Below are 24,682 nucleotides of genomic sequence, written 5' to 3'. Positions count from 1 at the left end.
CCTGAACTTCCAAACCTTCCAGAAGATTCAATCGTGACCGCGCACGGTATATCTCAACGTCACGCGCCTGGAAACTCTCAAGCTCAATGTCGATGGCAAGAGTGTTGTCTGGACCTTCGATACGCTCGGCACGGCGGCCTTTCCGCTCTCCAAGATCGTACCGGAAGCCGACGGCATCACAGTCTATCTAACCGAGAACCATTTCTACCAAGGCAGTTGATCAGCCTGACAGATGAGTGACGAACTTGTCACTTACTGGATGGCAAATTGTCAGGATCAACACCCTACTATTCATACTGCAGTACAACTTCTTGAGGAGATTGAAATGATGAAAAAAATGCTGATGGTTGCCCTGATGAGCGCGGTCTCAGTGACCGCATTCGCATCCGATGCTGCTCGCGCTGCTGCAAAGCAAGTGATTGAGCTGAAGGATGGCTCGACGGTCTACATTTTCAAGGATGGGAAAATGGGCATGGAGGACAAACTCGGTCGTGCGATTCGCATGGAGAAAGGCATGGTGATGGAAACCAAGGATGGTCAGAAGATCATCATGCACGGCGACGAAGTCATGCGCCTCAACCCACTGCTACGCGAAGGGCATCGCGGTCCTTGATTTCCCGCATCACGCAAATTCGACGGCTCCTTCGGGGGCCGTTTTCATTTTGAAGCACCGTTCAAGCATCACCTTCAGTTCCAGTATCCATTGGGTGTGATCTCTGGACTGGCCTTGCTCGTATAGCATCGGAGCAATCTGGCGGAAGACGGCATAGATCGCCGGGTCGAAATGCTGCCCAGCCTCCCGTTCCATGATGCTCAGCGTCTCGTCCAATGACAAAGCTGGTTTGTAGGGACGAACGGAGGTCAATGCATCGAACACGTCCACCAGGGCAAAGATTCTTGCAGCGAGCGGTATCGCCTTTCCTGAAAGTCCGTCTGGATAGCCTTTCCCGTCAAAGCGTTCGTGATGATGCCGGATGGTCTTCTCGGCACCGGACAGCCAGGGATTGCCAGCGACAATCTCGATGCCCAGCACTGCGTGGGTCTGCATGACCTGGAATTCTTCGCTGGTCAGCCGTCCCGGTTTCAACAAAATCTGATTCGGGATACCGATTTTTCCAACGTCGTGGAGAAAGGCGCCCAGCACCAGTTCGGTAACGGTTTCCTTGTCAACGCCCACCGCTTCAGCAAGTGTGACCGCATAGCAGGTAACCCGGTAGTTATGGGCGTCGGTGTCCGCGTCACGCTTGGCGATGGCGTTTCCGAGAGATCGCAGCAGTGAGAGATTGGCGTCCAGGAGTCGAGACGACAATGCCACCGTACGCCCCAGCAATCCTGACATCAATGGATAGAGCAGCAGTGCCGCGGCGAGTACCGAAATCGTGGCTGTTAGCGCAGCCCCACGAGTCTGAAGTTTTCTCTCATGCAAGGCTGACTGGGAAACCAGGCTGATCCCCTCAACATAGCCCACAAGACGGCCATCATTCGTGGTCATCGGCAGAATGACCTGGACCAGTTCTTCTCCTGCCACGGGGATTCGCTTGCTATGGCTATTGGGCGGGATTGGCCATGGATGGCGCTGCTGTCGGGCAAACTCTTTCAATGTTTCGGGCAGTGGTCGCCAGACGTCGAACAGCATCTCGGCATTGGATGCAAAAACTCGAATCCCGACAAACTCGTCGGTCAGCAACTGCGAAATCGCGGAATGACCATCTCCTTTCTCACCGCCGACCGCCAACTGCATTGCAGGCGACTCGAAATGCCTGACCCCCGTAATAGCGCGCTCAAGAGTACGCTGCTCGACGCGATACGATTCGACCCAGTAGGCAAGACCTCCCGCGAGACTGCCAACCAGAAGCGCACCGATGCCAAGGCGTCGTGCCAACAGGTGGTGCAATTGCCGGGGAGTTTCAGGGAGTTCAATGGTTTTCATTTCAAATTCTGTAGTAATTCCATGAGATGCTTGAAATGCCCGCTGACCCGATCAAGGGAAAATTGGTACATCAGTGAGTTTTCGGAAAACTTCTGTCGCTCAACATCCATCTCCACCGTATTACCATCGGCTGCGGCTTGATACGGTACATGGAACTTCAGCGGGAACGGTGGTGCCTGCGTTCCCCCTGACAGATGGCCATTAGCGGTAGTGGCCAACGATAGCGATGCCGCCGTGCTCGTGACGACTCGGGCGGCCTCATTGATGTCGATATCGACCGCCTTGTAGCCAGGCGTATCGGCATTGGCGATATTCGAGGCCAGAAGTTGCTGCCGATACGCCCGAACCCCAAGCATTTTCTGCTGAAAATCATGGCCGGCATGACCACCTTGCCCGATTGAGAGGTCCTTGGGATGGGCCGATGTCGTACTGGATGCCGTCCCAGAAAATTCTCTGCCATGAGTACCGTGGCCGCCTCCGCGATTGTTGGATTTTTGGGCAATCGCCTGATTCAAGGCTTGGGAAAATGCTCCGTTGTCGGTGATAGCCGTCCCCCCTCCATGTTCCTCATGTCCGCCTTGCACCGGTGGCGACGGGGTGTTTGCAGCTGGGGAAATGGATGGAACTCCTGCCATGACGGCGACTACCCGTTCATGATCAGGATGGCCTTCACTGGATCAATTTGGCCGACGTCATGCCATTTCAGACCAATGTCCGCCATAGGAATCTCTGCCAGGCAGCCATGGTTGCATTCGACGATCCAGCGTTTCTGAAGCACCGTCCGACAATAGTTGTAATTCAGCATCTTCGGGTCACACCCGACCGCGAGTGCTAGATTGCGACACACACATCGATTGCCGTGCTCTGCCGGTTTGCGGATGTCCATAGCTGAAAAGTCGGGGCCTTACAGGCAAGTTACTTCATATCTCGTGGATGGTAGTGCTTGCTCTTGTACTTGGCTGCGTTGGGCTTATCGGCCTTCGCATCCGGCATGCTTTGCGGGATACCGGTCTTCTCCTGGAGATGAGAATGCGGGCTTGTCAGCCGCCTTGTCAGCCTGTGCTTCGGCAGCCTTCGGGGCCGCGGCCTTGTCATCGGCGTAGACGGCACCCGTCGTGGCTGCTCCAGCGAACAGAACAGCGGCGATGAGGGAAGAGATTTTCATGATCGTGGCTTCTGGGTTTTGGGGAATTCAATGGTCCGAATCGCATGGACAAATGCAGTTTATGCTTCTGTCGCCGTCAACAAGGTGACTTGCAAATTACATTGTCGTTAGCAAGCGTTGCCGAATACGGTTTCACCAAATGCCCGATTACGTCAGCGAGCGCCTCACGCAATTGCCGTCCGCAACACCCCATCAGAATTCCGTTTTCCAACGCATCCTGGGCCACCTGACGAAGTTCAACCAGGTTCTCGTTGAGTATTTTGATTATTTCCGCACAGACAATGAGCTTCCCGGAGGAGTCTTGTCAACGCGCCGGCCTTGACGACATCATCAAGTTCACTTTGCCGAATGTCGGGCCAGCGTCTGCAGAACTCGGTGTTGGTAATCCAAACTATCGAGGGTGCATGCCTTCCAATACTTGATGGAGAAAAAGCCTACGGCAGCCCACCATGCCCCTGTTTGCCCAGGTTGATCCAGAGAAAACGACGGTGTTCGCTCAAGGAGTTCCTTGATCGGGGAAAACTGCGTGGAAACCATCCTTTCCAAACAGTCGAGATTCACGTCAACCAGCCGGGCAACCAAATCCAAATGGAGGTCGGAGGGTACATTGAAGATAGCGAACGAATTGTGTGCGGACATGATTTGCTCCCTGCGGCACGATCAAGGCTCATTGCCTCGTAGGGAGAGTTTGCCTGTGGGTAGCTGTCGCCCCAATAACGGGAGGATTACAATTCGGTCACTGTTTCGTCAGCGTGTTGTCGTGCCGATCGCAGAGAGTATTACTTCTTACGTCTGGGCGCTTAGCCCCAGAAGGACTTGTTGCCTCAGCCTCTCGAATCCGCTGCAGAAACTTGCCACTGTGGGTCATCGGGGCAGTTCAGTTTGTCAGCGACAATCCGACGCACATAAGCCAGCGCGGATGCCTTGCCCCGCGTAAGCCGCAACAAAACCGCCTTTGCCAAATCGAAGGCATCGCGATGATGGTCTCTCAATCCAGTGGTGAGCACCACAAGAATGGCAATCGCAACCTCAAACGGTCGCATTGAGTCATCTTTTTTGGGCAATTTTTCCCTTTATAGTGCTTTGTTCGCACCATCCGCTATTGGATGCCAACCTTCCGCTGCTCAGCCCGTACATAGGCGGTGACGAGGGCGACGTCGTCCGGCGTTACCCCTTTCACCGGGGCCATGTCGCCGAATTTCCAGTGATGGGCCCGCACACCGTTGGCCACGGCCAACTGGAATGCCGCATCGGCATGATGTGACGGCTCATAAATCTTGTGCAGCAGGGGCGGCCCCCTTTTCCGATCCCTTCAAGTCGCCGCCATGACAGCCCGCACAGTGGTTGGCGAACAGCGCCTTGCCCATGCCGGGATTGGGCATTAGGCCGGGGCCGGGTTTGGGAATGCTCCAGCCTTGAGCCAGGGCTAGGCTTGGCAGCATCGCCACAAGAAGCGATGCAGGAATCCAAAACAAGCTTGTGCCTCATTGCTCCATTCCCCGTTTGATTCGCCACTGCTTGACCAAAGCGTAGATGGCTGGGATGACCGCGAGCGTCAGCACCGTCGACGAGATCATCCCGCCGACCATCGGCGCCGCAATGCGGCTCATGACTTCGGAGCCTGTCCCCGTGCCCCACATGATTGGCAGCAGGCCCGCCATGATTGCCACCACCGTCATCATTTTCGGGCGAACCCGTTCCACGGCGCCTTCCATGATGGCCTCGTAGAGATCGTGCAGCGTTGGGGCCTGATTATCCGTCCGACGTTTGGCTTTCAACGCTTCCCAAGCATGATCGAGATAAATCAGCATGATCACCCCGGTTTCCGCCGCGACCCCGGCCAAGGCGATGAAGCCCACGGCGACGGCGACCGACAGGTTGTAGCCGAGCCACCACATCAGCCAGACGCCGCCGACCAGCGCAAAAGGCACCGAGAGCATGACGATCAGCGTTTCGGTGAGGCGCTTGAAGTTGAGGTAGAGCAGCAGGAAGATCGACAGCAGCGTCACCGGGATGACGATTTTCATCTTCTCGATAGCCCGTTCCATGTACTCGAACTGGCCGCTCCAGGTGACGTAGTAGCCGGGCGGGAAGCTGACCTGTTCGGCGACCGCCTTCTTGGCGTCGGCGACGTAGCTGCCGATGTCGCGGTCGCGGATGTCGACGAAGATATAGGCTGAGAGCAGCGCGTTCTCGGTGCGGATCGACGGCGCGCCCTTGGCGACGCCCACCCTGGCCAGTTGCCCGAGCGGAATCATCGCGCCGTCCATGGTCGGGATCAGCACTTCGCGGGCGATCTGCTGCGGGTCGGAACGCAATTCGCGCGGATAGCGCACGCTGACGCCGAAGCGTTCGCGGCCCTCGACCGTGGTCGTCACCATTTCGCCGCCGAGCGCCGTGCCGATCACGTCCTGCAGGTCGCCGACGGCCAGGCCGTAGCGCGCCAGCTGTTCGCGGTCCGGTTCGATGTTCAGGTAGAAGCCGCCGGTGATGCGTTCGGCGTAGGCGCTGGTCGTTCCGGGAACGGCTTTGACGACGGCTTCGATTTCCCTGGCAACCTTTTCCATTTCGCCGAGATCCTTGCCGAAGACCTTGATGCCGATCGGCGTGCGGATGCCGGTGGACAGCATGTCGATGCGCGCCTTGATCGGCATCGTCCAGGAATTGGCGACGCCGGGGAATTGCAGGGCCTTGTCGAGTTCGGCAATCAACTTGTCGGTGGTCAGGCCCGGGCGCCATTCGGACTCCGGCTTCAGGTTGATTACCGTCTCGAACATCTCGGTCGGCGCCGGATCGGTCGCCGTATTGGCGCGCCCGGCCTTGCCATAGACCGAAGTAACCTCGGGAAAGCTCTTGATGATCTTGTTCTGCGTCTGCAGCAGCTCGGCGGCCTTGGTGATCGACATGCCGGGCAAGGACGCCGGCATGTAAAGCAGCGAACCTTCGTTGAGCGTCGGCATGAACTCCGAGCCGAGTTGAGAGGCCGGGTAAATCGAGGCCACCAAGGCGACGACGGCAGCAACGATGGTCGTTTTCTTCCAGCGCATGATGCCGGCGATGATCGGCCGGTAGACCCAGATCAGGAAGCGATTCACCGGATTCTTCGCTTCCGGCATGATCTTGCCGCGGATGAACAGCATCATCAGCACCGGCACCAGCGTCACCGACAGCAGCGCCGCGCCGGCCATCGAGAAGGTCTTGGTGTAGGCGAGCGGCGAGAACAGCCGCCCTTCCTGGCCTTCGAGGGCGAACACCGGCAGGAAGGAGACGGTGATGATGAGCAAGGAAAAGAACAGCGCCGGGCCGACTTCCTTACAGGCGGCGAGCATCGCATCAGCGCGCTCGGCGGTGGTATGCCCTTCGGGCAGGCGTTCCAAGTGTTTATGGGCGTTCTCGATCATCACGATGGCGGCGTCGATCATGGCGCCAATGGCGATGGCAATGCCTCCCAGGCTCATCAGATTGGAGTTCAGGCCCAGCGATCGCATGGCGATGAAAGCGATCAGCACGCCGACCGGCAACATCAGGATGGCGACCAGCGCGCTGCGCACGTGCATCAGGAAGACGATGCAGACCAGCGCGACGATGACCGCTTCCTCAATCAGCGTCCGTTTCAACGTGTCGATGGCGCGGTGTATCAGTTCGGAACGGTCGTACACCGTCTCGACGGTGACGCCGGCCGGCAAGCCGCCGCCGATTTCGTCGATCTTGGCTTTCAGGTTATGGATGACCTCCAGCGCGTTGGCGCCATAGCGCGCCATGGCGATGCCCGACACAACTTCGCCTTCACCGTTGAGTTCGGTCAGGCCGCGCCGTTCATCAGGCACCAGTTCGACGCGAGCGATGTCGCGGATCAGCACTGGCGTGCCCTTGTCGCTTTTGACGACTAGCATTTCAAGATCGCTTTTGCCGCGCAGGTAGCCCTTGCCGCGCACCATGTACTCGGTTTCGGCCATCTCGACGACGCGTCCGCCGACATCGCGGTTCGAGTCGCGGATGACCTGTGCCACCTTCATCAGCGGAATGCCGTAGGAACGCAGCTTGACCGGGTCGACGGTGACCTGGTAGGTCTGAACGAAGCCGCCGATCGAGGCCACTTCGGCGACACCATGGGCCTTGGTCAGTTGATAGCGGACGTACCAATCCTGAATGGTGCGCAGTTCGGCCAGCGTCTTGTCTTTGGCGAGCAACGCGTACTGGTAAACCCAGCCGACGCCGGTGGCGTCCGGCCCAAGCGACGGCGTGACGCCCTTCGGCATGCGGCTGGAGGCGAAATTGAGATATTCAAGGACGCGCGAGCGCGCCCAGTAGATGTCGGTGCCATCCTCGAAAATGATGTACACGAAGGAGGCGCCGAAGAACGAAAAACCGCGCACCACCTTTGATTTCGGCACCGACAGCATGGCTGTAGTGAGCGGATAGGTGACCTGATCCTCGACGACCTGGGGCGCCTGGCCGGGATACTCGGTATAGACGATGACCTGCACGTCCGAGAGGTCAGGCAAGGCATCGATCGGCGTGCGCAATACGGCATAAATGCCGGCGATAGTGATGAATAGGGTGGCGAACAAGACCAGGAAGCGGTTCCGGCCCGACCATCCGATAATATTGGCCAACATGGGGCGACTCTCCGTGGTTCTCGGTCAGTGACCGGCGTGCGGGTTGGCGCCGACGGCCGGCGTGCCGGCTCCCTGGTTTGCTGGCAGCGGCTTGACGGCCGTAATCACCCATTCGCCGGGCTGCCGCTCGACGAACTCGACGGCGACTTTGGCCCCCGGTTTCAGCCCTTGCAGCAGCGATGCGTTGGCGGCCTTGAACTCCATGGTCATGGTCGGCCATTTGAGGCTGGCGACCGGGCCGTGATTGAGACTGATCGTGCCGGCTGCCGCGTCAATGCCATCCACCGTACCTTCGGCCTGGTGGCTGGATCCTTTGGCGGCTGCCTGTCCGGGCACTGCCGGTTTTCCGTCCGTCGGGGCGGCACCGTGGGCGGCGTGGCCGAAACCGCCGACCGCTGCCTTGAGGTTGCTCTCGGCATCGATCAGGAAGTTGGCAGCGACCACCACCTGCTCGCCATCTTTGACACCCTCCAGCACTTCGACATGATTGTCGCTGCGGCCACCGAGCTTGATTTCGCGTGGCTCGAAGCGACCTTCGCCTTGCTGGATCAGCACGATCTGGCGGGCACCGCTGTCGATTACGGCGGAGGTCGGCAGCGTGACAACCTGGCCTTTGGCACCCACCGGCAGTTCGACCTGGGCGAACATCGACGGCTTGAGCAGCAGCCCCGGATTGGCCAGTTCGACGCGAACCGGTACCGTGCGCGTCTGGGCGTTCAAGGTCGGATAGACATAGCTGATCGTGCCTTCGAAGGTCTTGTCCGGGTAGGCGTTGATCCTGACCTTGGCCTTGGCCCCAGTCCTGACCTGGCCGATGTCCTGCTCAAACACGTCGGCGACCACCCAGACGGCCGACAGGTCTGCCACTTGGTAAAGCGCCTCGCCCGGCATGAAACGCATGCCCTGTAGCGCCTTCTTCTCGGTGACGATGCCGGAAACCGGCGAGCGGAAAGTCAGCGTGCGCCGCGCTTCGCCGGACTTGGCCAAGGCCTTGACCTGCTCCTCCGAAATATCCCAGTTCTTCAGGCGTAACAGGCTGGAATCGGCCAGTTGCTTCATGCCATCCCGCGCTGGGCCGTCGGCTTCCTTCAGCGATTCGACGCCTTGGGCGGCAATCGCGTATTCGCGCTGGGCGGAAACCAGTTCCGGGCTGTAGACCTCGAACAGCGGCTGCCCCTTGCCGACCGGCTGGCCGGTGACATTGACGTGCAGGCGCTCGACGTAGCCCTCGAACTTGGGAGAGATCGCATAGATACGGCGCTCGTCCGGTTCGATACGACCGGCGGCGCGGACCACCTTGTCAAGGACGCGCAATTGGGCGGCTTCCGTCCGCACACCCAGTTTCTGCACCTTCTCGGTACTGATCTTGATCTGGTTGGCAGATGCCGGTTCGTCATCCTGCTCTCCCTCATAGACCGCGATGTAATCCATCCCCATCGGATCTTTCTTGGGCACAGGCGAAGTGTCGGGCAGCCCCATCGGATTGCGGTAGAAGAGCAGCTTTTTCTCTTTCTTGGCCGGCTCGGCTGAGGCGCTGGCGACCGATGCTGCATCGCCATGGGAAGCGTCACCACGTCCGCCCAGCCAGTAACCACTACCGGCTGCCATGGCAACCGCAATAACGCCGACGGTCAGTCCCGCACCCTTGTTCATAGATCTTCCCCTAAAAGACGTTCGATTTCGGCCAGACGCATCTGGGCGTCGACTTGAGCCTTAAGCTGGTCTTGTCTGGCCTGCCGGATTTGGCGCTGGGAATCTAGCAACGTGGCGAAATCCACCTTGCCGGTCTCGTAGCCGGCCAGTGCCGCCTTGAAGGTCAATTCGGCCTGCGGCAGCAGACTGTTTGTCAGCAGGTTTTCCGTGCGACGGGCGGCTTCGATGCCGGACAGGGCCTCGGCCAGTTCGGCGGAGACCTGGTTGGTGGTGGCTTCCTTGCGCGAGCGGGCGGCATTGAGCATCGACTCGGATTCCCGCTCCTGCGACCGCCGCGAAGACTGTTGCAGCGGGATATTCACTTCGAACATCAACTCCCATTCCTTGATGGAGTTCTGGTACTGGATGGGGGATACGCCCAGCGTAAAGTCGGGATAGCGGTTTTTGTAGGTCAGGTCGCGAGATTTCTCGGCAGCCTTGATTTTCGATTCGTCGGCGAACAGTTGCGGGTTGCGGGTGCGCACGCGCTCTTCCAGCGTGGCGTAATCCAGCGTCACCGGCGCCGGCAGCTTGCGCAACTGGGTTGGCACCTGCAACGGCGCATTGTTTGGGCGGGCCAGCAAGGCGTTCAGCCGGGCATGCAGGTGGTGCTGTTCGGTTTCCAAGGCAATCAACTCGTTGCGCATGTTGGTCTGCTCGACCTGGGCTCGGATGACATCCTGCTGTGCCGCCAGGCCGCCGGAATAGCGTACCTGGGCGACTTTTTCCAGGCGGGTCATCAGGTCGAGGATTTCCCGGGTCAATTGCTCATTGCGGTGCACGTAATAAAGCTGGGCGAAATTGACTTTGATCCGCCCGGCCACATCTGCCCAGGTGCCCAGCGCACGACCCTTGGCTCCGTCGGCTTCAAGCTCTGCAATCTCGCGCTTCAGGTCGCGCTTGCCAAACCAGGGAATGTCCTGCATCAGCAGGTAACGGGTGCTGCCGACGCGACTTGGGGAAAGCGTTGCGCTTTGTTCGCCCATCCGGGTGATGTCGCGCAATTCAGTACGGAATTTCGGGTCGGGCAAGGCACCAGCTGGCGTCACCCGCTCGCCCGATGCTTCGGCCTCGGCCTGCATCGCGGCGTACTCCGGATTGCGCGTCTTGGCGTAATTGATCAGGGTGTCGACGTTCGCACCGAGGGCGGCCTCCTGGGCAAGAACGGGCGCGCCAGAGGCGGTGGCAAGCGCCAGGATCAAAATGGATAACGGCCTGAGTCGGCGCATGCGACCTCCTGAAATATTCATTTTGTGGAGCATGCTGGCAGCGAGATGGAATCACCCTCTCGCCGCCAGTCGATCTTGCTATTTGGTTGGTTCGAAATGGACGACGGTGATGGCACCTTTCACGGTGTCGGCCATGAAGCGAATCTTATCGCCGGACTTCATTTGGTCCAACCAGGCGGCATTTGAAACCTTGAAGACCATGGTCATCGCCGGCATGTTCAGGTTGGTCAACGGGCCGTGCGACAAGGTCACCTTGCCAGCGGCCTTGTCCACTTTTTTGACCTGGCCGTCGACCATTTGCATTTCAGCGGACGCGGCGGCCGGTGCAGCCATGGCATGGCCGGCGTGGTTGCCTGCAGCCTGGACCGAAACGGCTCCGAGAGATGCAATGGCCATCAGGGAGGCGGTGATGAGTGTTTTCATGGGTTTCTCCTATTGGGATCAATGTTTGGCAAAGATGCTGGCTTCACCGCCGGACTGGACCAGCAGCGTGTTGTAGGGAACGGGTTTCGAACTTTCCATGCCTGGCGAACCGGGGGGCATCGAAGGCACCGCGATGCCAAGGGCTTTCGGCTTTTCCTTGAGCAGGCGCTGGATGTCGCCAGCAGGCACATGGCCCTCGACCACATAACCGGCTACCTTGGCGGTATGGCAGGAGCCGAGGCGGTCTGGCATCCCCAGTCGCTTCCGGGTTGCCGGGACGTCCATGACATTGTGCGCGCGAACCTCGAAGCCCGCGTCCTTCAGGTGGTCAATCCACTTGCCGCAGCAATCGCAGTTCGGGTTCTTGTAGACATCGACCATTTCGCCTGCCGTTGCGACGGAGGAAAGGCCGGCACCGAAGGCTGTGATCAAGGCGAGAACAAGGACGTGGTTACGCATGGCGAGGCCCCTGGTTGAATCGAGTGGCGTCAGCAGTATGGATAGGCAATGCCAACAATTAGCTGTCCCGCTGATTACATTTGTGTAATGTTGGGCCGCCTAGGGAACCGCTGATCAATGGACCTCAACACGCGCAAAGGCCCCTCCAAGTCGGCAAACCGAGCGCTCGCGGTCAGGCGTCGCGCCGTACCGGCCGATTTCTCCGGGGTTCAAAGCCTCGTCCTGGCCTTTGCCGCTCCTTTTCGGGGCCCTTCGCCGTGCTCAGGACGCATCTTGGCTGTGAAGGGCCAGAAGCTGTCGCTTGGCGATGACCAGATTGGCCAGCGCAAAGAGGATGTGCAACTGGGCCGTGTTCTTCTTCAGTCCCTTGTAGCGGACCTTGCGATGGCTGAAGAGGTTCTTCACGATGTGAAAGGGGTGCTCGACCTTCGAGCGGATGCTCGCCTTGACCGATTCCAGGCGCCGCAGCAGTGGGCCAAGCTGGCTCTCCTTCGGGATCGCCTTCAGCTTGCTGCGCTTGGTCGCCACCTGCCAGTCGATGTCCCGGTCTTTCAACTCTTCGCGCTTCTCGACACCGGTGTAACCGGCATCCAGATACACGGTCGTCTCTTCGCCGTGCAGCACTTCGGCGGTCTGCGTCACGTCGGCGGCGTTCGCCGCCGTTCCGACCACCGTATGCACCAGCCCGCTCTCGGCATCGACCCCGATGTGCGCTTTCATGCCGAAGTGCCACTGGTTGCCCTTCTTCGTCTGGTGCATCTCCGGATCGCGGGCCTTCGCTTCGTTCTTCACCGACGGCGGTGCGGCAAGGATCGTCGCGTCGGCAATCGTTCCCTCGCGCATCATCAGCCCCTTGGCCGTCAGTTGCGCGTTGATCGCCGCGAAGATGGCCTTCGACAGGTCCTTCTCTTCCAGCAAGTGGCGAAACTGCAGCAGCGTCGTCGCATCCGGCACCGCCTCTCGCGACAGATCGATCCGCACGAATCCCCGCAACGCCTGGCTGTCGGTGATCGCATCCTCTACCCCCTCGTCCGACAGGCCGTAGCATTGCTGGACCAGGTACACCCGCAGCATGCGCTCCAGCCCGATCGGCGGCCGGCCGCGCTTCCCTTTCGGGTAGTACGGTTCGATGATCGCCAGCACGTCTTGCCAGGGGATGACCCGTTCCCTGTCGGCAAGAAAGCGCTCGCGTCTGGTTACCGGCCTCTTCGCGGCAAACTCGGCTTCCGAAAAGCTGATCTGCTTCACTGGCACAATCCCATCGTCAGCGCCGGGCACATCATACCAGCGGCATCGTCCACCGCGACGATTAAGTCAATGATTCTCTTGTTCGTCCCATGGTCATGGCTGCCATGGTGGTGACTGTCGGCCTTTTTGCTCTTGCTCACCGGCAGTTTCGGCATCTCGGCGGCCGGCTTTGCTTCGTGGTCGTCATGTACGAAACCTTTCAAAAACGTAACGCGTAGGTCAGCGTCCTGTTGGTATCGGACTCATAAGATGGCATCGCGGTTGGACGAAATGAGTCCGACACGATTAACCCGATGTCACAAGGAGAGAACCATGAAAACGAATTTTTCCAAACTTGCCCTGATCGCTGCGATCGGCCTCGCTGCCGCCGGAACGAGCTACGCGCACGAAGATTATTCCGAAGCCCGCATCGACCACTGGCTGCGCCACGTTTCGGAAAGCCAGAGCGCTCCGACGGCCAATCAACTGGCTCCGTTCGGCTACGCCGCCACGAAAAATGCCGACCGCGAGGTCAGCCTGCCCAGCGGTGGCAAGTATCTCAACGTCACGCGCCTGGAAACTCTCAAGCTCAATGTCGATGGCAAGAGTGTTGTCTGGACCTTCGATACGCTCGGCACGGCGGCCTTTCCGCTCTCCAAGATCGTACCGGAAGCCGACGGCATCACAGTCTATCTAACCGAGAACCATTTCTACCAAGGCAGTTGATCAGCCTGACAGATGAGTGACGAACTTGTCACTTACTGGATGGCAAATTGTCAGGATCAACACCCTACTATTCATACTGCAGTACAACTTCTTGAGGAGATTGAAATGATGAAAAAAATGCTGATGGTTGCCCTGATGAGCGCGGTCTCAGTGACCGCATTCGCATCCGATGCTGCTCGCGCTGCTGCAAAGCAAGTGATTGAGCTGAAGGATGGCTCGACGGTCTACATTTTCAAGGATGGGAAAATGGGCATGGAGGACAAACTCGGTCGTGCGATTCGCATGGAGAAAGGCATGGTGATGGAAACCAAGGATGGTCAGAAGATCATCATGCACGGCGACGAAGTCATGCGCCTCGACAACCTGTTGAAGGAAGGTCATACGGGCGGTTGATTTCCCACGTCACGTGAATGCAGCGGCTCCTTCGGGGGCCGTTTTCATTTTGAGGCACCGTTCAAGCATCACCTTCAATTCCAGTATCCATTGGGCGTGATCTCTGGACTGGCCTTGCTCGTATAGCCTCAGAGCAATCTGTCGGAAGACGGCATAGATCGCCGGGTCGAAATGCTGGCCTGTTTCCCGTTCCATGATGTTCAGTGTCTCTTCCAAGGACGACACTGGTTTACATGGGCGAACAGAGCGAACGCGAGAACACCGTCAGCGCGGTCGTCAGCGAGCGCCTCGCCTCGCGCGGACACGCCACCGTCAGCGCCCGCGTCGACCGCCGCCGCGAGGCGACACTGAACTTCGCCATCGGCGCCGCCGTCGCGCAGCGGCGGGGAATCGTCCCCGGCGCCAGTGTGCCGCTGCGACTGCAGAAGCCAGCGATCCGCCTGCTGCCCGGCGATGTGGCGATTGCCGGACAGGCGGGAACTTCCGGCAAGGGGCAATCCCCATGAGCGGTGCCGTGCCCGGACAAAGCATACCGTTACCGGGAAGAGATGTCGGAGATCCGTGGCGACGCGCCCGATGGGGGATCGTGGTGGCGGCAAACCGCCGACAGCAGACGATCGCGGTCCGCGAGAGCAGCCGTTCACCGCATCACCCGGCAACACGGAAGCCACCGTTCGCAATTCGGCCCAGTGGGAGCGAAGCTCCAATTTGAGGCCATATAAGCATTTGCTGTTCCTTAATAGGCCGATTCTGACAAACGGCGCCCTTCCTCCTGCTCTCAAAACACTGTCGGTCCAGCCGGCACGCGGGCATTGCTTTTCCACGATCAGTGCGGCACCAGTTCCATCCGGTCGTTTGCCAGGTCGAGGTAGGACGGGTCACCGCGGCAGACCCACCCCAGCATCTGGCCTGGCGGTTCCGGCCGCCGACGGAATTGCGCGAGCGTCTTGTCGTATTGCATGCTGCTGGTGGTCGAGCGCTCGATGCGCGGGAAGTGCTCGTGCAGACCGGCCAGCACCGTCTCGCCGATGTTGGCGCGGAAGGCGGTTACCTGCTGGTCGGGCCGATCGCCAGAACGAAGTAGCACCCCTGGTCCACCACTCGCGTCATAACGTCGTTGCACTTCAGAGTTGAATCTGCCTCCTCGATAAATCGCTTCATTCCTGCACCTCCGTACAGGAATTAACGCACCACGCCCTAGTAGTTCGTTTCAACAATAGACATGAACATTCAGTGATAATGACATGATTTCAAGCCTTTTCTGTGTGAGGTGTGGTCATGTCCGGAAAGACGAGTCGGGCGGCACTGGCAGTGACGGCGGCGGAAGAGGAGATGCTCTGGAATCTGGCCCGGTCGAGAACGGCGCCGGTACGTGAAGCCGAGAGGGCGAAGATTCTTCTGGCGTACGCGGAGAACCGGTCGATTACTGAGGTCATGCGCCGAGTGGGAGTGGGACGTTCGACGGTGTACAAGTGTATCGACAAAGCCCTGGCCGAAGGTGTGGCGGCTGGGCTGAAGGATGCCTATCATCGCCCGCATGAGCCTGAGATTGGCGAGGAGGCCAAGGCCTGGGTGGTCAGTTTGGCCTGTACCAAACCGAAAGATCATGGACGGGCAGCGGAAGTGTGGTCGATTTCGGCGTTGGCGGAATTTGTCTCGAGCCATGCCGAGGAGGCTGGCCATCCGCGTTTGGCGCAAGCGGGCAAGAGTACCGTCTGGCGGATTCTCAACGAGCGGCAGATCAAGCCGCACAAGATCAGCTATTACCTGGAACGGCGCGACCCGGATTTCGATCGGAAGATGCAAGAGGTTCTGATGGTTTATCAGGATGTGGCTTTGTACCGGGAGGGGGCTGTTCATGATGCGCGTCCAAATCCGATCTACACCGTGAGCGTCGACGAGAAGCCAGGTGTTCAGGCGCTGGGGCTGACGGCGCCGGACTTGCCTCCGGTGCCTGACAAAGCGCCCACCCTCGGGCGCGATTACGAGTACGTTCGCCATGGCACCGTCTCGATTCTGGCTGGCATTGATCTGCACTCCGGTCATATCTTCGAGCGAGTCGAGGATCGGCACCGTAGCGCCGAGTTCATTGAGTTGCTCAAGGACATCGACGCCCACTATCCTCCAGAGGCGATCGTTCGCCTCGTTCTCGACAATCATTCGGCACACATCTCGAAGGAAACCCGGGCCTTCCTCGCGACGCGCCCTGGGCGCTTCGAGTATGTCCACACCCCCAAACACGGCTCGTGGCTCAACCTCATCGAGTGCGCCTTCTCGAAGATGGCTCGCACCTTCTTGCGGCATATCCGGGTCACTTCTCTGGACGAACTCAAGGCACGCATCCACCAAGGAGTCGACGAGATGAACGCGGCCCCAGTCGTCTTTCGTTGGAAGAAGTTCGATCTCGCCATAGCCTGATCTGACCATGTTTTCGCGGAACGTACTACTAGCAGCCTGTCGGACTTTCGGCTTGCTCCCCACCGGATATGCTATAATCATGCCTTTTGAAGCAACCGAGGGCCGGCATGTCCCACTTCATCGTCACCGACCGTAAGACCGACTACCTGCTACCGCCGTCACTGGACGATTGGCTGAACCAGGATCACCTGGCGCGATTCATCGTGGAGGTAGTCGACCAGCTGGACCTGTCGAAGCTGACGCGACAGTACGCTGGACGTGGATCGAAGGCGTACCATCCGGCGACCCTGCTGGCAATTCTGGTCTATGGCTACGCCACGGGTATTTTCTCCAGCCGCAGGCTGGAGCGGGCAACCTACGATTCGGTAGCCTTCCGCTACATTGCCGCCGGAAGCCATCCCGATCACGACAGCCTGGCGACGTTCCGCCGGCGTTTTCTGGACGAACTGAGCGACCTGTTTCTGCAGGTCCTGGCGATGGCCAAGGAAATGAAGCTGCTCAAGCTAGGTAACGTCTGTCTTGACGGCACGAAGATCGACGCCAACGCCTCAAGGCACAGCGCGCTCTCCCACGGACACATCGAAAAGCTGGAAGCCCAGCTCAAGGCTGAGGTGCAGGAACTCTTCAGCTTGGCGGAACAGGCGGATCAAGCCGACGTTCCGGACGGCGTCAGCCTGCCCGAAGAAATCAAGCGTCGTGAAGATCGGCTGGCGGCGATGGCAGTGGCCAAGGCGAAGATTGCTGCCCGGGCCGAAGAGCGTTATCAGCGAGAGAAAGCCGATTACGACGAGAAAATGGCGCGGCGCGCGGCCAAGGAAGAAGCGGCCGGCAAGAAGTTGGGCGGCAAGCCGCCGAAAGCCCCCGAGCCCGGCGCACGGGACAGTGACCAGATCAATCTGACCGACGAAGAATCGCGCATCATGCCGGTGGCCGGTGGCCGCTTCGAACAAGCGTACAACGCCCAGGCCGGGGTTGATGCGGCGACGATGCTGGTTGTGGCGGTCGGCGTGACGCAAGCCCCCAATGACAAAGAGCAGGTCGAGCCGATGCTGGCGACGCTCAAGGCACAAGCCGAGGTGCTGGGTCCCGTGGAAAGTTTGATCGCCGACAGTGGCTTCTGCAGCGAGAAGAACATCAAGGCATGCGAGGCCGCCAGTATCGATCCGGTGATCGCGGTGGCTCGCGACGAGCACCACCCTGACTGGCGGGAGCGGCACAGCGAACCGGCGCCGCTGCCGGAGAATGCGACACCCGTGCAGGCCCTGTCGCATCGCTTGAAGACCAAAGCGGGACGAGCCCTCTATGCCTTGCGCAAGCAGACCGTCGAGCCGGTCTTCGGTATCATCAAATCGGTCATGGGCTTTCGCCAGTTCTCGCTGCGCGGTTTGAAGAAGGTCACGGGCGAGTGGACGCTGGTCTGCCTGGCGTGGAACTTGAAGCGCATGGCCAAATTGCGCCCACAGTAGGGAAAACGAGGAGAAAACCGTCCAAAAGGCCGCAAAGTCGAGAAAATCCGGCCTTTTCATTCCGCATTGTGAAATTTGGCGGTTTTCTAAACCTCAAGTCCGACAGGCTGCTAGTTTGGAGTACACAGCCAAGGGGTTTTCACACAGCCTCGGTCGCAAGGGCAACTGTTGGGACAACGCACCGATGGAAAAGCTGCTGGGATTCACTGAAGACTGAACTGGTGCATCACTGTCGCTTCGCGACCCGCGAGCAGGCCAAACGCGAGATCACGGAATACATCGAGATCTTCTACAACCGCATCCGAGAGCAGGCTCGACTCGGCCATCTGTCGCCCACCGCTTTCAGTCAGCAATACTATGCAATGCAGATGGCCGCTTAACCCGTCGGACTCTACGATTTGCAACCGACCTCAATATCACCGGGTACGGTTGTGCAGACGAAGTGGGGGCCGATTATATCACCCGCCCCCGTTCGCCCGATTTGCCCCGGATCAGAACAGGAAAGCCTGTTTTTCCGACGCAGCCGCGGGCTGATTGTCGGCCCCGAAGACGCGGAGCTGACGCGGCCGGAACCAGACCTGCTGGCCGACCACCAGTTGCAGCGCCTCGTGGCGCTCGCGCGACAGTTCGACTTCGACGATTACCCGCCCATGCAGTAACTCGATACGGACCACCGGTCCGATCGGATGCACATGCTGCACAGTCGCCTCTAGGCTGCCTTCGGCAATCGAGTGGGTGATGTCGATATCGTGCGGCCGGACGAAGGCGGTGGCCCGCTCCGGCTTCTCGCGGCACTCGACTTCGGCGTAACCTCCCTGCACCCGGCTATGGAAGACGTTCACGTTGCCGAGGAACTGGTACACGAAGGGCGAGGCGGGGCTGGAATACACCTCGTCCGGCGAGCCGATCTGCTCGATCTTGCCGTGGTTCATGACCACCACGCGATCGGCGACTTCCAGCGCTTCTTCCTGGTCGTGGGTGACGAACACCGACGAGATGTGCATGTCGTCGTGCAGGCGGCGCAGCCAACGGCGCAGTTCCTTGCGTACCTTGGTGTCGAGCGCGCCGAAGGGCTCGTCGAGCAGCAGCACCTTGGGCTCGACGGCGAGGGCGCGGGCCAGTGCAATCCGCTGCCGTTGGCCACCGGAGAGTTGCGACGGATAACGATCCGCCAGCCAGTCGAGCTGGACCAGGCCGAGCAGTTCCATGACCCGGCGCTTGATCTCGGCATCGGACGGGCGCTCCTTGCGCGGCTTGACGCGCAGGCCGAAGGCGACATTCTCGAATACCGTCATGTGGCGGAACAGCGCGTAATGCTGGAAGACGAAACCGACATTGCGCTCGCGGGCGTGCAGATGGGTCGCTTCGGCGCCGGAGAACAGGATCTCGCCCTGATCGGCGGTTTCCATGCCGGCGATGATGCGCAGCAAGGTCGTCTTGCCGCAACCGGAGGGGCCGAGCAGCGCGACCAGCTCTCCGGTCGGGATATCGAGGTTGATGTTGTCGAGCGCGACGAAATTGCCGAAGCGCTTGGAGATGTTGCGGATTTCGATGCTCATGAAGTTTTCTCGCCGGGGAGTTCAGCGTTCAGCATGTCGGTCTCGGCCTTCATGCGCCATTCGACGATGGTCTTGGCCACCAGCGTCACCAGTGCCAGCAGGGCCAGCACGGAGGCGGCGGCGAAGGCGCCGATCGCGTTGTATTCGTTGTAGAGGATCTCGACGTGCAGCGGCAGCGTGTTGGTCTCGCCGCGGATGTGGCCGGAAACCACCGACACCGCGCCGAATTCGCCCATCGCCCGGGCGTTCGACAGGATCACGCCGTAGAGCAGGCCCCACTTGATATTGGGCAGGGTGACGCGCCAGAACATCTGCCAGCCGGAGGCGCCGAGCGAGATTGCCGCCTCTTCCTCGTCCTTGCCCTGTGACTGCATCAGCGGGATCAGCTCGCGGGCGATGAAGGGGAAGGTGATGAACAGGGTGGCGAGGATCATGCCCGGCACGGCGAAGATGATCTTGACGTCCTTGGCCGCCAGCCACTCGCCGAAATAGCCCTGCGAGCCGAACATGAGGATGAAGATCAGGCCGGCGACCACCGGCGACACCGCGAAGGGCAGGTCGATCAGCGTGATCAGCAGGCTCTTGCCCTTGAACTCGAACTTGGCGATGGCCCAGGCCGCAGCGACGCCGAACAGGATGTTGAAGGGCAGCACGGCCAGCGCAATGACGATGGTCAGCCAGATCGCCGAACGGGTTTCCGATTCCTTCAGCGCCTCAAGATAGATCGGCAGGCCCTGCGCCAGCGCTTCGACGAAAACCGCGACCAGCGGCAGCCCGAGGAAGAAGAACAGGAAGCCGAGACCAACCGTCAGCAGCGTGTAACGTACCCAGGCCGGTTCCTGCGTGGCGCGCGTCAGTTTGTTGCCACGCATGCCGCACCTGCCTTGGCCTTGCCAGCCGCCACTTCCAACGGCTCGCTGTTCTTGTGCCGATTGGCTGCCCACCATTGCAGCGCATTGATGACCAGCAGCAGCACGAAGGAAAAGGCCAGCATGACCACGGCCAGCGCGGTGGCGCCGAGCACGTCGTACTGCTCCAGCTTGGAGATGATCAGCAGCGGCACGATTTCGGAAATCAGCGGCAGGTTGCCGGCGATGAAGATGACCGAGCCGAATTCGCCGAGCGCCCGGGCAAAGGCCAGCGCGAAGCCGGTGAGCAAGGCCGGGCCGATGGCCGGGAAAATCGCTTTTACGAAGGTCTGCCAGCGCGAGGCGCCGAGCGAGGCGGCTGCCTCCTCGACTTCGGTTTCGATATCCTCGATCACCGGTTGCAAGGTGCGCACGACGAAGGGCAGGGTAATGAAGGTCAGGGCGACGATGATGCCGAGCGGCGTATAGGCCACCTTGACCCCCAGTGGCTCAAGGTACTGCCCCAACCAGCCGTTGCCGGCGTAAAGCGTGGCCAGCGTGATGCCGGCCACCGCTGTCGGCAGTGCGAAGGGCAGATCGACCAGCGCATCGACGAAGCGCTTGCCGGGGAAGCGATAGCGGACGAGGATCCAGGCGACGATAAGCCCGAAGAAGGCATTGATCGACGCGGCCAGCAGCGACGACAGGAAGGTGACGCGAAAGGCTGCCAGCGACCGTTCGCCGAGCGCAATGTCGAGAATCTGGCCGAAACTGAGTTCGGATGCCTTGAGGATCATGCCGCCCAGGGGCAGCAGGATCAGCAGCGAGAGATAGAGCAGCGTGTAGCCCAGCGCCAGACCGAAGCCAGGCAACACGCGTTGGGATTTTGCGGACATGAGTATTCTTGTTTCTAGCCAAATTTTCCGGTCGACCGCAGCAAAGCCTCAGGCCGGGCAGAACCCGGCCGGCTTTGGCAGGCGAACGCTTACTTGGCGACGTAAATCTGGTCGAAAGTGCCGCCATCCTTGAAGTGGGTGGCAAATGCCTTGTTGGCACCGCCGAACACCTCATCGACGGTGAATGTCTTCACCGGCGGGAAGAACGCCCCATACTTCTTCAGCAGCTCGGCGTCACGCGGCCGCAGGTAGTTCTGCGCGGCGTTCTCCTGGCCTTCCTTGGACCACAGGTACTCCAGGTAAGCCGTGGCCTGCTTGCGCGTTCCCTTCTTGTCCACCACCTTCTCGACGACAGCGACCGGGAACTCGGTCTGCATGGTCAGGCTGGGATAGACCACCTCGAAATTGCCCTTGCCGAACTCCTTGGCGATCATTTCGGCTTCGGATTCGAAAGTCACCAGTACGTCGCCCAGACCGCGCTGCATGAAGGTCGTCGTCGCATCACGGCCTCCGGCGGCGAACAACGGGGCGTTCCTCAGCAGCTTGCCGACGAATTCCTGCGCCTTGGCATCGCTGCCACCCGGCTGCTTCAAGGCCCAGGCCCAAGCCGACAGGTAGGTATTGCGGCCATTGCCGGTGTTCTTCGGGTGCGGCAGGATGACTTGAATGCCGGGCGCAGCCAGATCGGACCAATCCTTCAGGGCTTTCGGGTTGCCCTTGCGCACGATGAAGACCATCGCCGACGTGTACGGCGACGCGTTGTTCGGGAATTTCTTCGCCCAGTCCTTGGCGACCAGAGCTTTCTCGGCCAAGAACTGGATATCGTTGGCCTGATTCATCGTCACCACGTCGGCCTCCAGCCCGTCGGCCACGGCCCGCACCTGCTTGGTCGAGCCGCCGTGCGACTGCTTCAGCTCCACGCTTTCGCCAGCGTTGGCTTTCCAGTACTTCTGGAACATCGGGTTGTAGTCCTTGTAGACATCGCGCGCGACGTCGTAGGACGCGTTGAGCAGCGTGGCATCGGCCAGGGCAGCCCCGGCAACCAGGCTGAGCAGAACGGTAGCTATCGACTTACGGAAATGGGTCATGATTCACCTCGCTATGGATGGCCGCTAATCTAGCGGGGTCACTTATAACCACAAAGACAGTTTTTGGATTTACTTATTACACCAAGCGCAAAGCCGCACATAAACCAATCATCGGCACTATTCGCCATTCATGCGAGCGGCCATCATTGAAAATTCTTCAAGCCGCCGACAATCAAGATGGGGCATATTGAGTGATGGCGTGTGTCAGGCAAGGCTGTCCCGATCTTCAGCTACCCCGCAGCCGCAATGCGTTGCCGACCACGCTCACCGACGACAGGCTCATGGCAGCAGCGGCGATGATCGGCGACAGAACCAATCCAAAGCTCGGGTACAGCACACCCGCCGCGATCGGCACGCCCAGTGCGTTGTAGAGGAAGGCAAAGGCGAGGTTTTGGCGCATGTTGCCGACCGTTGCCGCCGAGAGCAGGCGAGCGCGGGCGATGCCGCGCAGGTCGCCCTTGACCAGCGTGACTTGGGCACTGTTAATGGCTACATCAGTGCCGGTGCCCATGGCGATACCGACGTCCGCCCTGGCAAGTGCCGGGGCGTCGTTGATGCCGTCGCCGGCCATGGCCACGACATGCCCTTCCTTCTGCAGGCGCTCGACCAGTGCCAGTTTGTCGGCCGGTTTGACCTCGCCGTACACCTCGTCGATGCCGAGCCGCTGTCCGACGGCGCGCGCCGTCGTCTCGCCATCGCCGGTGGCCATGATCACTCGCAGTCCTGCTTGGCGCAACACGGCCAGAGCCTCAGGCGTGCTTGTTTTGACCGGATCGGCGACAGCCAGCAGGCCCAGTAGCCGACTGCCGGCGGCCAGGTGCATGACGCTCGCCCCCTCGCGCCGCAGTTCCTCGGCCTGAGCCGCCAAGGGCGACACGTCCGCGCCTTCCTGTTCCATCAGCACGGTATTGCCCAGCGCAAGGCGGCGTCCGCCGACGCTGCCGCGCACGCCGATGCCGCTGGAGGACTCGAAGTTCTCGGCCTTGTCCAGCGTCAGCCCCTTTTCCCGGGCCGCCCGGACGATGGCGTCGGCGAGCGGATGCTCGCTGCCCTGATCGAGACTGGCCGCCAGCCGCAGTACCTCGTCTTCGGCGAGCCCCGGCGCCGCGACCGCGCGCTCGAAGGCCGGGCGGCCTTCCGTCAGCGTGCCGGTCTTGTCCACGATCAGGGTGTCGATCTCGCACAGGCGCTCGATGGCCGCCGCATCGCGGAACAATATCCCCTGCGTCGCGGCCTTGCCGGTGGCGACCATGATCGACATAGGCGTGGCCAGGCCCAGCGCGCAGGGGCAGGCGATGATCAGGACTGAGACGGCGTTGATGAGGCCGAACAGCCAGCCGCGCTCGCCGCCGAAGATCCCCCAGCCGAAGAAGGAGAGCAGTGCGATCCCGACCACCGCCACCACGAAATAGCCGGCCACGACGTCGGCCAGACGCTGCATCGGCGCTTTGGAACGCTGTGCCTGGGCGACCATCTGGACGATCTGGGCGAGCACGGTCTGAGCACCGACCTTTTCGGAGCGGATCACCAGGCTGCCTGAGGTGTTGAGCGTAGCGCCGATCACCTTGTCGCCGGGCCACTTTGTCACGGGCAGGGGTTCGCCGGTCAGCATGGATTCGTCAACCGCACTGGCGCCTTCCGTGACTTCGCCATCCACCGGCACCTTCTCGCCCGGCCGCACGCGCAGGATGTCACCGACGTGAACATGCGTCAGCGGCACGTCTTCCTCGCTGCCGTCCGGCCGGATGCGTCGGGCGGTCTTGGGTGCGAGGCCGAGCAGGGACTTGATCGCCGCCGAGGTTTTCGAGCGGGCGCGCAGTTCCAGCATCTGCCCGAGCAGGGTCAGCGAGATGATCACTGCTGCCGCCTCGAAATAGACGCCGATGCGGCCGTGGGCTTCGAACGAGTCCGGGAACAGGCCGGGCGCCAAGGCCGCCACGACACTGTAGACAAAAGCGGCGCCGGTGCCGATGCCGATCAGTGTCCACATGTTCGGGCTGCGCCGGACGATGGACTGCCAGCCGCGCACGAAGAACGGCCCTCCCGCCCAAAGAACGACCGGAGTGCTGAGTAACAACTCGGCCCAGGTACGCGCTGCCGGGGTCAATCCGGCGACGAGGTGCCCGGCCATGGCCAGCAGGACTACGGCGACGGTGAGCGGCAGACTGCCCCAGAAGCGTCGCCGGAAATCCCGAAACTCACCATCGTCTTCCTCACGTTCCAGTTCGGGCACGGCGGGTTCCAGGGCCATGCCGCACTTCGGGCAGGTGCCCGGCCCGAACTGGCGGACTTCCGGGTGCATTGGGCAGACATATTCGGTGCCCGCCGACTCTGCCTCTGCTTTCGTCGGCGCGGGAGACAGATAGCGCTGCGGGTCGGCAACGAACTTGTCGTGGCATTTCTGCGAGCAGAAGTGAAAAACCGTGCCCGCGTGTTCTGCAGTCGGCTTACCGGCATCCAGCGACACATCCATGCCGCATACCGGATCTCTCGCGCTCGTGGCATGGTGGGTGTGGCCATGAATAGCGTGATCGTGACTCATGC

Annotated in this window: 22 protein-coding genes and 3 pseudogenes; 8 read left to right on the top strand and 17 right to left on the bottom strand. The window is 60.5% G+C overall.

The window, feature by feature from the left end; translation table 11 throughout:
• Window positions 1–52 precede the first annotated feature (52 nt).
• Window positions 53–220: pseudogene (locus NFV80_RS03655) on the top strand (CzcE family metal-binding protein); the annotation flags it as partial.
• A 105-nt stretch (window positions 221–325) separates the two neighbouring features.
• On the top strand, window positions 326–613 hold the full coding sequence (copK, locus tag NFV80_RS03650; protein ID WP_012806758.1) for a periplasmic Cu(I)/Cu(II)-binding protein CopK: 288 nt from the start codon (window positions 326–328) through the stop codon (window positions 611–613).
• A gap of 9 nt (window positions 614–622) precedes the next feature.
• Here the strand turns inward: copK (NFV80_RS03650) and NFV80_RS03645 are convergent, their stop codons facing one another.
• The 11 genes and pseudogenes from NFV80_RS03645 to NFV80_RS03595 form a co-directional block, all read right to left on the bottom strand.
• Window positions 623–1,930: an HD-GYP domain-containing protein gene (locus NFV80_RS03645; protein ID WP_012806759.1), complete on the bottom strand. Its 1,308-nt coding sequence runs from the start codon at window positions 1,928–1,930 to the stop codon at window positions 623–625.
• Window positions 1,927–2,445 carry a flagellar basal body rod protein FlgB gene (flgB, locus tag NFV80_RS03640; RefSeq protein ID WP_296757897.1) on the bottom strand — a complete coding sequence of 173 codons (519 nt, stop codon included), beginning with the start codon at window positions 2,443–2,445 and terminating at the stop codon, window positions 1,927–1,929. Before flgB ends, NFV80_RS03645 begins: the two co-directional genes overlap by 4 nt.
• Window positions 2,446–3,431: 986 nt before the next feature.
• Window positions 3,432–3,734, bottom strand: a complete 303-nt coding sequence (locus NFV80_RS03635; protein WP_169072233.1) for a hypothetical protein — start codon at window positions 3,732–3,734, stop codon at window positions 3,432–3,434.
• A 460-nt stretch (window positions 3,735–4,194) separates the two neighbouring features.
• Window positions 4,195–4,537 (bottom strand): annotated as a pseudogene (locus NFV80_RS03630) (cytochrome c).
• A 42-nt stretch (window positions 4,538–4,579) separates the two neighbouring features.
• On the bottom strand, window positions 4,580–7,714 hold the full coding sequence (locus NFV80_RS03625) for an efflux RND transporter permease subunit (RefSeq protein WP_012806763.1): 3,135 nt from the start codon (window positions 7,712–7,714) through the stop codon (window positions 4,580–4,582).
• 24 nt (window positions 7,715–7,738) lie between these two features.
• Window positions 7,739–9,367: an efflux RND transporter periplasmic adaptor subunit gene (locus tag NFV80_RS03620; protein ID WP_012806764.1), complete on the bottom strand. Its 1,629-nt coding sequence runs from the start codon at window positions 9,365–9,367 to the stop codon at window positions 7,739–7,741.
• Entirely contained in the window at window positions 9,364–10,635 is a 1,272-nt protein-coding gene (locus tag NFV80_RS03615) for a TolC family protein (RefSeq protein WP_012806765.1), read from the bottom strand. Before NFV80_RS03615 ends, NFV80_RS03620 begins: the two co-directional genes overlap by 4 nt.
• Window positions 10,636–10,713: 78 nt before the next feature.
• Complete coding sequence (locus NFV80_RS03610; protein WP_012806766.1) at window positions 10,714–11,058, bottom strand: copper-binding protein; 345 nt, start codon at window positions 11,056–11,058, stop codon at window positions 10,714–10,716.
• A gap of 18 nt (window positions 11,059–11,076) precedes the next feature.
• The gene (locus tag NFV80_RS03605; protein WP_012806767.1) at window positions 11,077–11,517 is read right to left on the bottom strand and encodes a DUF411 domain-containing protein; all 441 of its coding nucleotides are present in this window, start codon (window positions 11,515–11,517) and stop codon (window positions 11,077–11,079) included.
• Between the two features lie 261 nt (window positions 11,518–11,778).
• Complete coding sequence (locus tag NFV80_RS03600; RefSeq protein WP_296757888.1) at window positions 11,779–12,765, bottom strand: IS5 family transposase; 987 nt, start codon at window positions 12,763–12,765, stop codon at window positions 11,779–11,781.
• Window positions 12,762–12,968 carry a hypothetical protein gene (locus NFV80_RS03595; protein ID WP_041568872.1) on the bottom strand — a complete coding sequence of 69 codons (207 nt, stop codon included), beginning with the start codon at window positions 12,966–12,968 and terminating at the stop codon, window positions 12,762–12,764. The genes NFV80_RS03600 and NFV80_RS03595 overlap by 4 nt, the downstream gene beginning before the upstream one ends.
• A gap of 109 nt (window positions 12,969–13,077) precedes the next feature.
• Here NFV80_RS03595 and NFV80_RS03590 point away from each other — a divergent pair, with 109 nt between their 5' ends.
• From NFV80_RS03590 to NFV80_RS03580, 3 genes are all read left to right on the top strand, one after another.
• Window positions 13,078–13,470, top strand: coding sequence for a CzcE family metal-binding protein (locus tag NFV80_RS03590; protein ID WP_296757885.1), 393 nt, complete (start codon window positions 13,078–13,080; stop codon window positions 13,468–13,470).
• Between the two features lie 105 nt (window positions 13,471–13,575).
• The gene (gene copK, locus NFV80_RS03585; RefSeq protein ID WP_296757901.1) at window positions 13,576–13,863 is read left to right on the top strand and encodes a periplasmic Cu(I)/Cu(II)-binding protein CopK; all 288 of its coding nucleotides are present in this window, start codon (window positions 13,576–13,578) and stop codon (window positions 13,861–13,863) included.
• Window positions 13,864–14,066: 203 nt separating this feature from the next.
• Window positions 14,067–14,369, top strand: coding sequence for a hypothetical protein (locus NFV80_RS03580; RefSeq protein ID WP_296757883.1), 303 nt, complete (start codon window positions 14,067–14,069; stop codon window positions 14,367–14,369).
• Between the two features lie 320 nt (window positions 14,370–14,689).
• Here NFV80_RS03580 and NFV80_RS03575 read toward each other — a convergent pair whose 3' ends face one another.
• On the bottom strand, window positions 14,690–14,950 hold the full coding sequence (locus NFV80_RS03575; RefSeq protein ID WP_012806778.1) for a hypothetical protein: 261 nt from the start codon (window positions 14,948–14,950) through the stop codon (window positions 14,690–14,692).
• A 191-nt stretch (window positions 14,951–15,141) separates the two neighbouring features.
• Here NFV80_RS03575 and NFV80_RS03570 point away from each other — a divergent pair, with 191 nt between their 5' ends.
• The 3 genes and pseudogenes from NFV80_RS03570 to NFV80_RS03560 all read left to right on the top strand — a co-directional run.
• A complete protein-coding gene (locus NFV80_RS03570; protein WP_296757880.1) occupies window positions 15,142–16,281 on the top strand; it encodes an IS630 family transposase in 1,140 nt (379 codons plus the stop codon).
• Between the two features lie 107 nt (window positions 16,282–16,388).
• On the top strand, window positions 16,389–17,747 hold the full coding sequence (locus tag NFV80_RS03565; protein WP_034931551.1) for an IS1182 family transposase: 1,359 nt from the start codon (window positions 16,389–16,391) through the stop codon (window positions 17,745–17,747).
• Between the two features lie 145 nt (window positions 17,748–17,892).
• A pseudogene (locus NFV80_RS03560) lies at window positions 17,893–18,127 on the top strand (IS3 family transposase); the annotation flags it as partial.
• Window positions 18,128–18,238: 111 nt separating this feature from the next.
• On the opposite strand, the gene NFV80_RS03555 reads toward NFV80_RS03560, so the two are convergent.
• From NFV80_RS03555 to NFV80_RS03535, 5 genes are all read right to left on the bottom strand, one after another.
• Complete coding sequence (locus tag NFV80_RS03555) at window positions 18,239–19,306, bottom strand: sulfate ABC transporter ATP-binding protein (RefSeq protein ID WP_296757875.1); 1,068 nt, start codon at window positions 19,304–19,306, stop codon at window positions 18,239–18,241.
• A complete protein-coding gene (gene cysW / locus NFV80_RS03550; protein WP_296757873.1) occupies window positions 19,303–20,178 on the bottom strand; it encodes a sulfate ABC transporter permease subunit CysW in 876 nt (291 codons plus the stop codon). Before cysW ends, NFV80_RS03555 begins: the two co-directional genes overlap by 4 nt.
• A complete protein-coding gene (gene cysT / locus NFV80_RS03545) occupies window positions 20,160–21,050 on the bottom strand; it encodes a sulfate ABC transporter permease subunit CysT (protein ID WP_296757871.1) in 891 nt (296 codons plus the stop codon). The genes cysW and cysT overlap by 19 nt, the downstream gene beginning before the upstream one ends.
• A gap of 89 nt (window positions 21,051–21,139) precedes the next feature.
• Window positions 21,140–22,138, bottom strand: coding sequence for a sulfate ABC transporter substrate-binding protein (locus tag NFV80_RS03540; RefSeq protein WP_296757869.1), 999 nt, complete (start codon window positions 22,136–22,138; stop codon window positions 21,140–21,142).
• Between the two features lie 226 nt (window positions 22,139–22,364).
• Entirely contained in the window at window positions 22,365–24,680 is a 2,316-nt protein-coding gene (locus NFV80_RS03535; protein WP_296757867.1) for a heavy metal translocating P-type ATPase, read from the bottom strand.
• Window positions 24,681–24,682: the final 2 nt, after the last annotated feature.

Source organism: Accumulibacter sp. (assembly GCF_023806565.1).
Lineage (GTDB): Bacteria > Pseudomonadota > Gammaproteobacteria > Burkholderiales > Rhodocyclaceae > Accumulibacter.
This window is presented reverse-complemented; position numbering and strand designations above follow the sequence as displayed.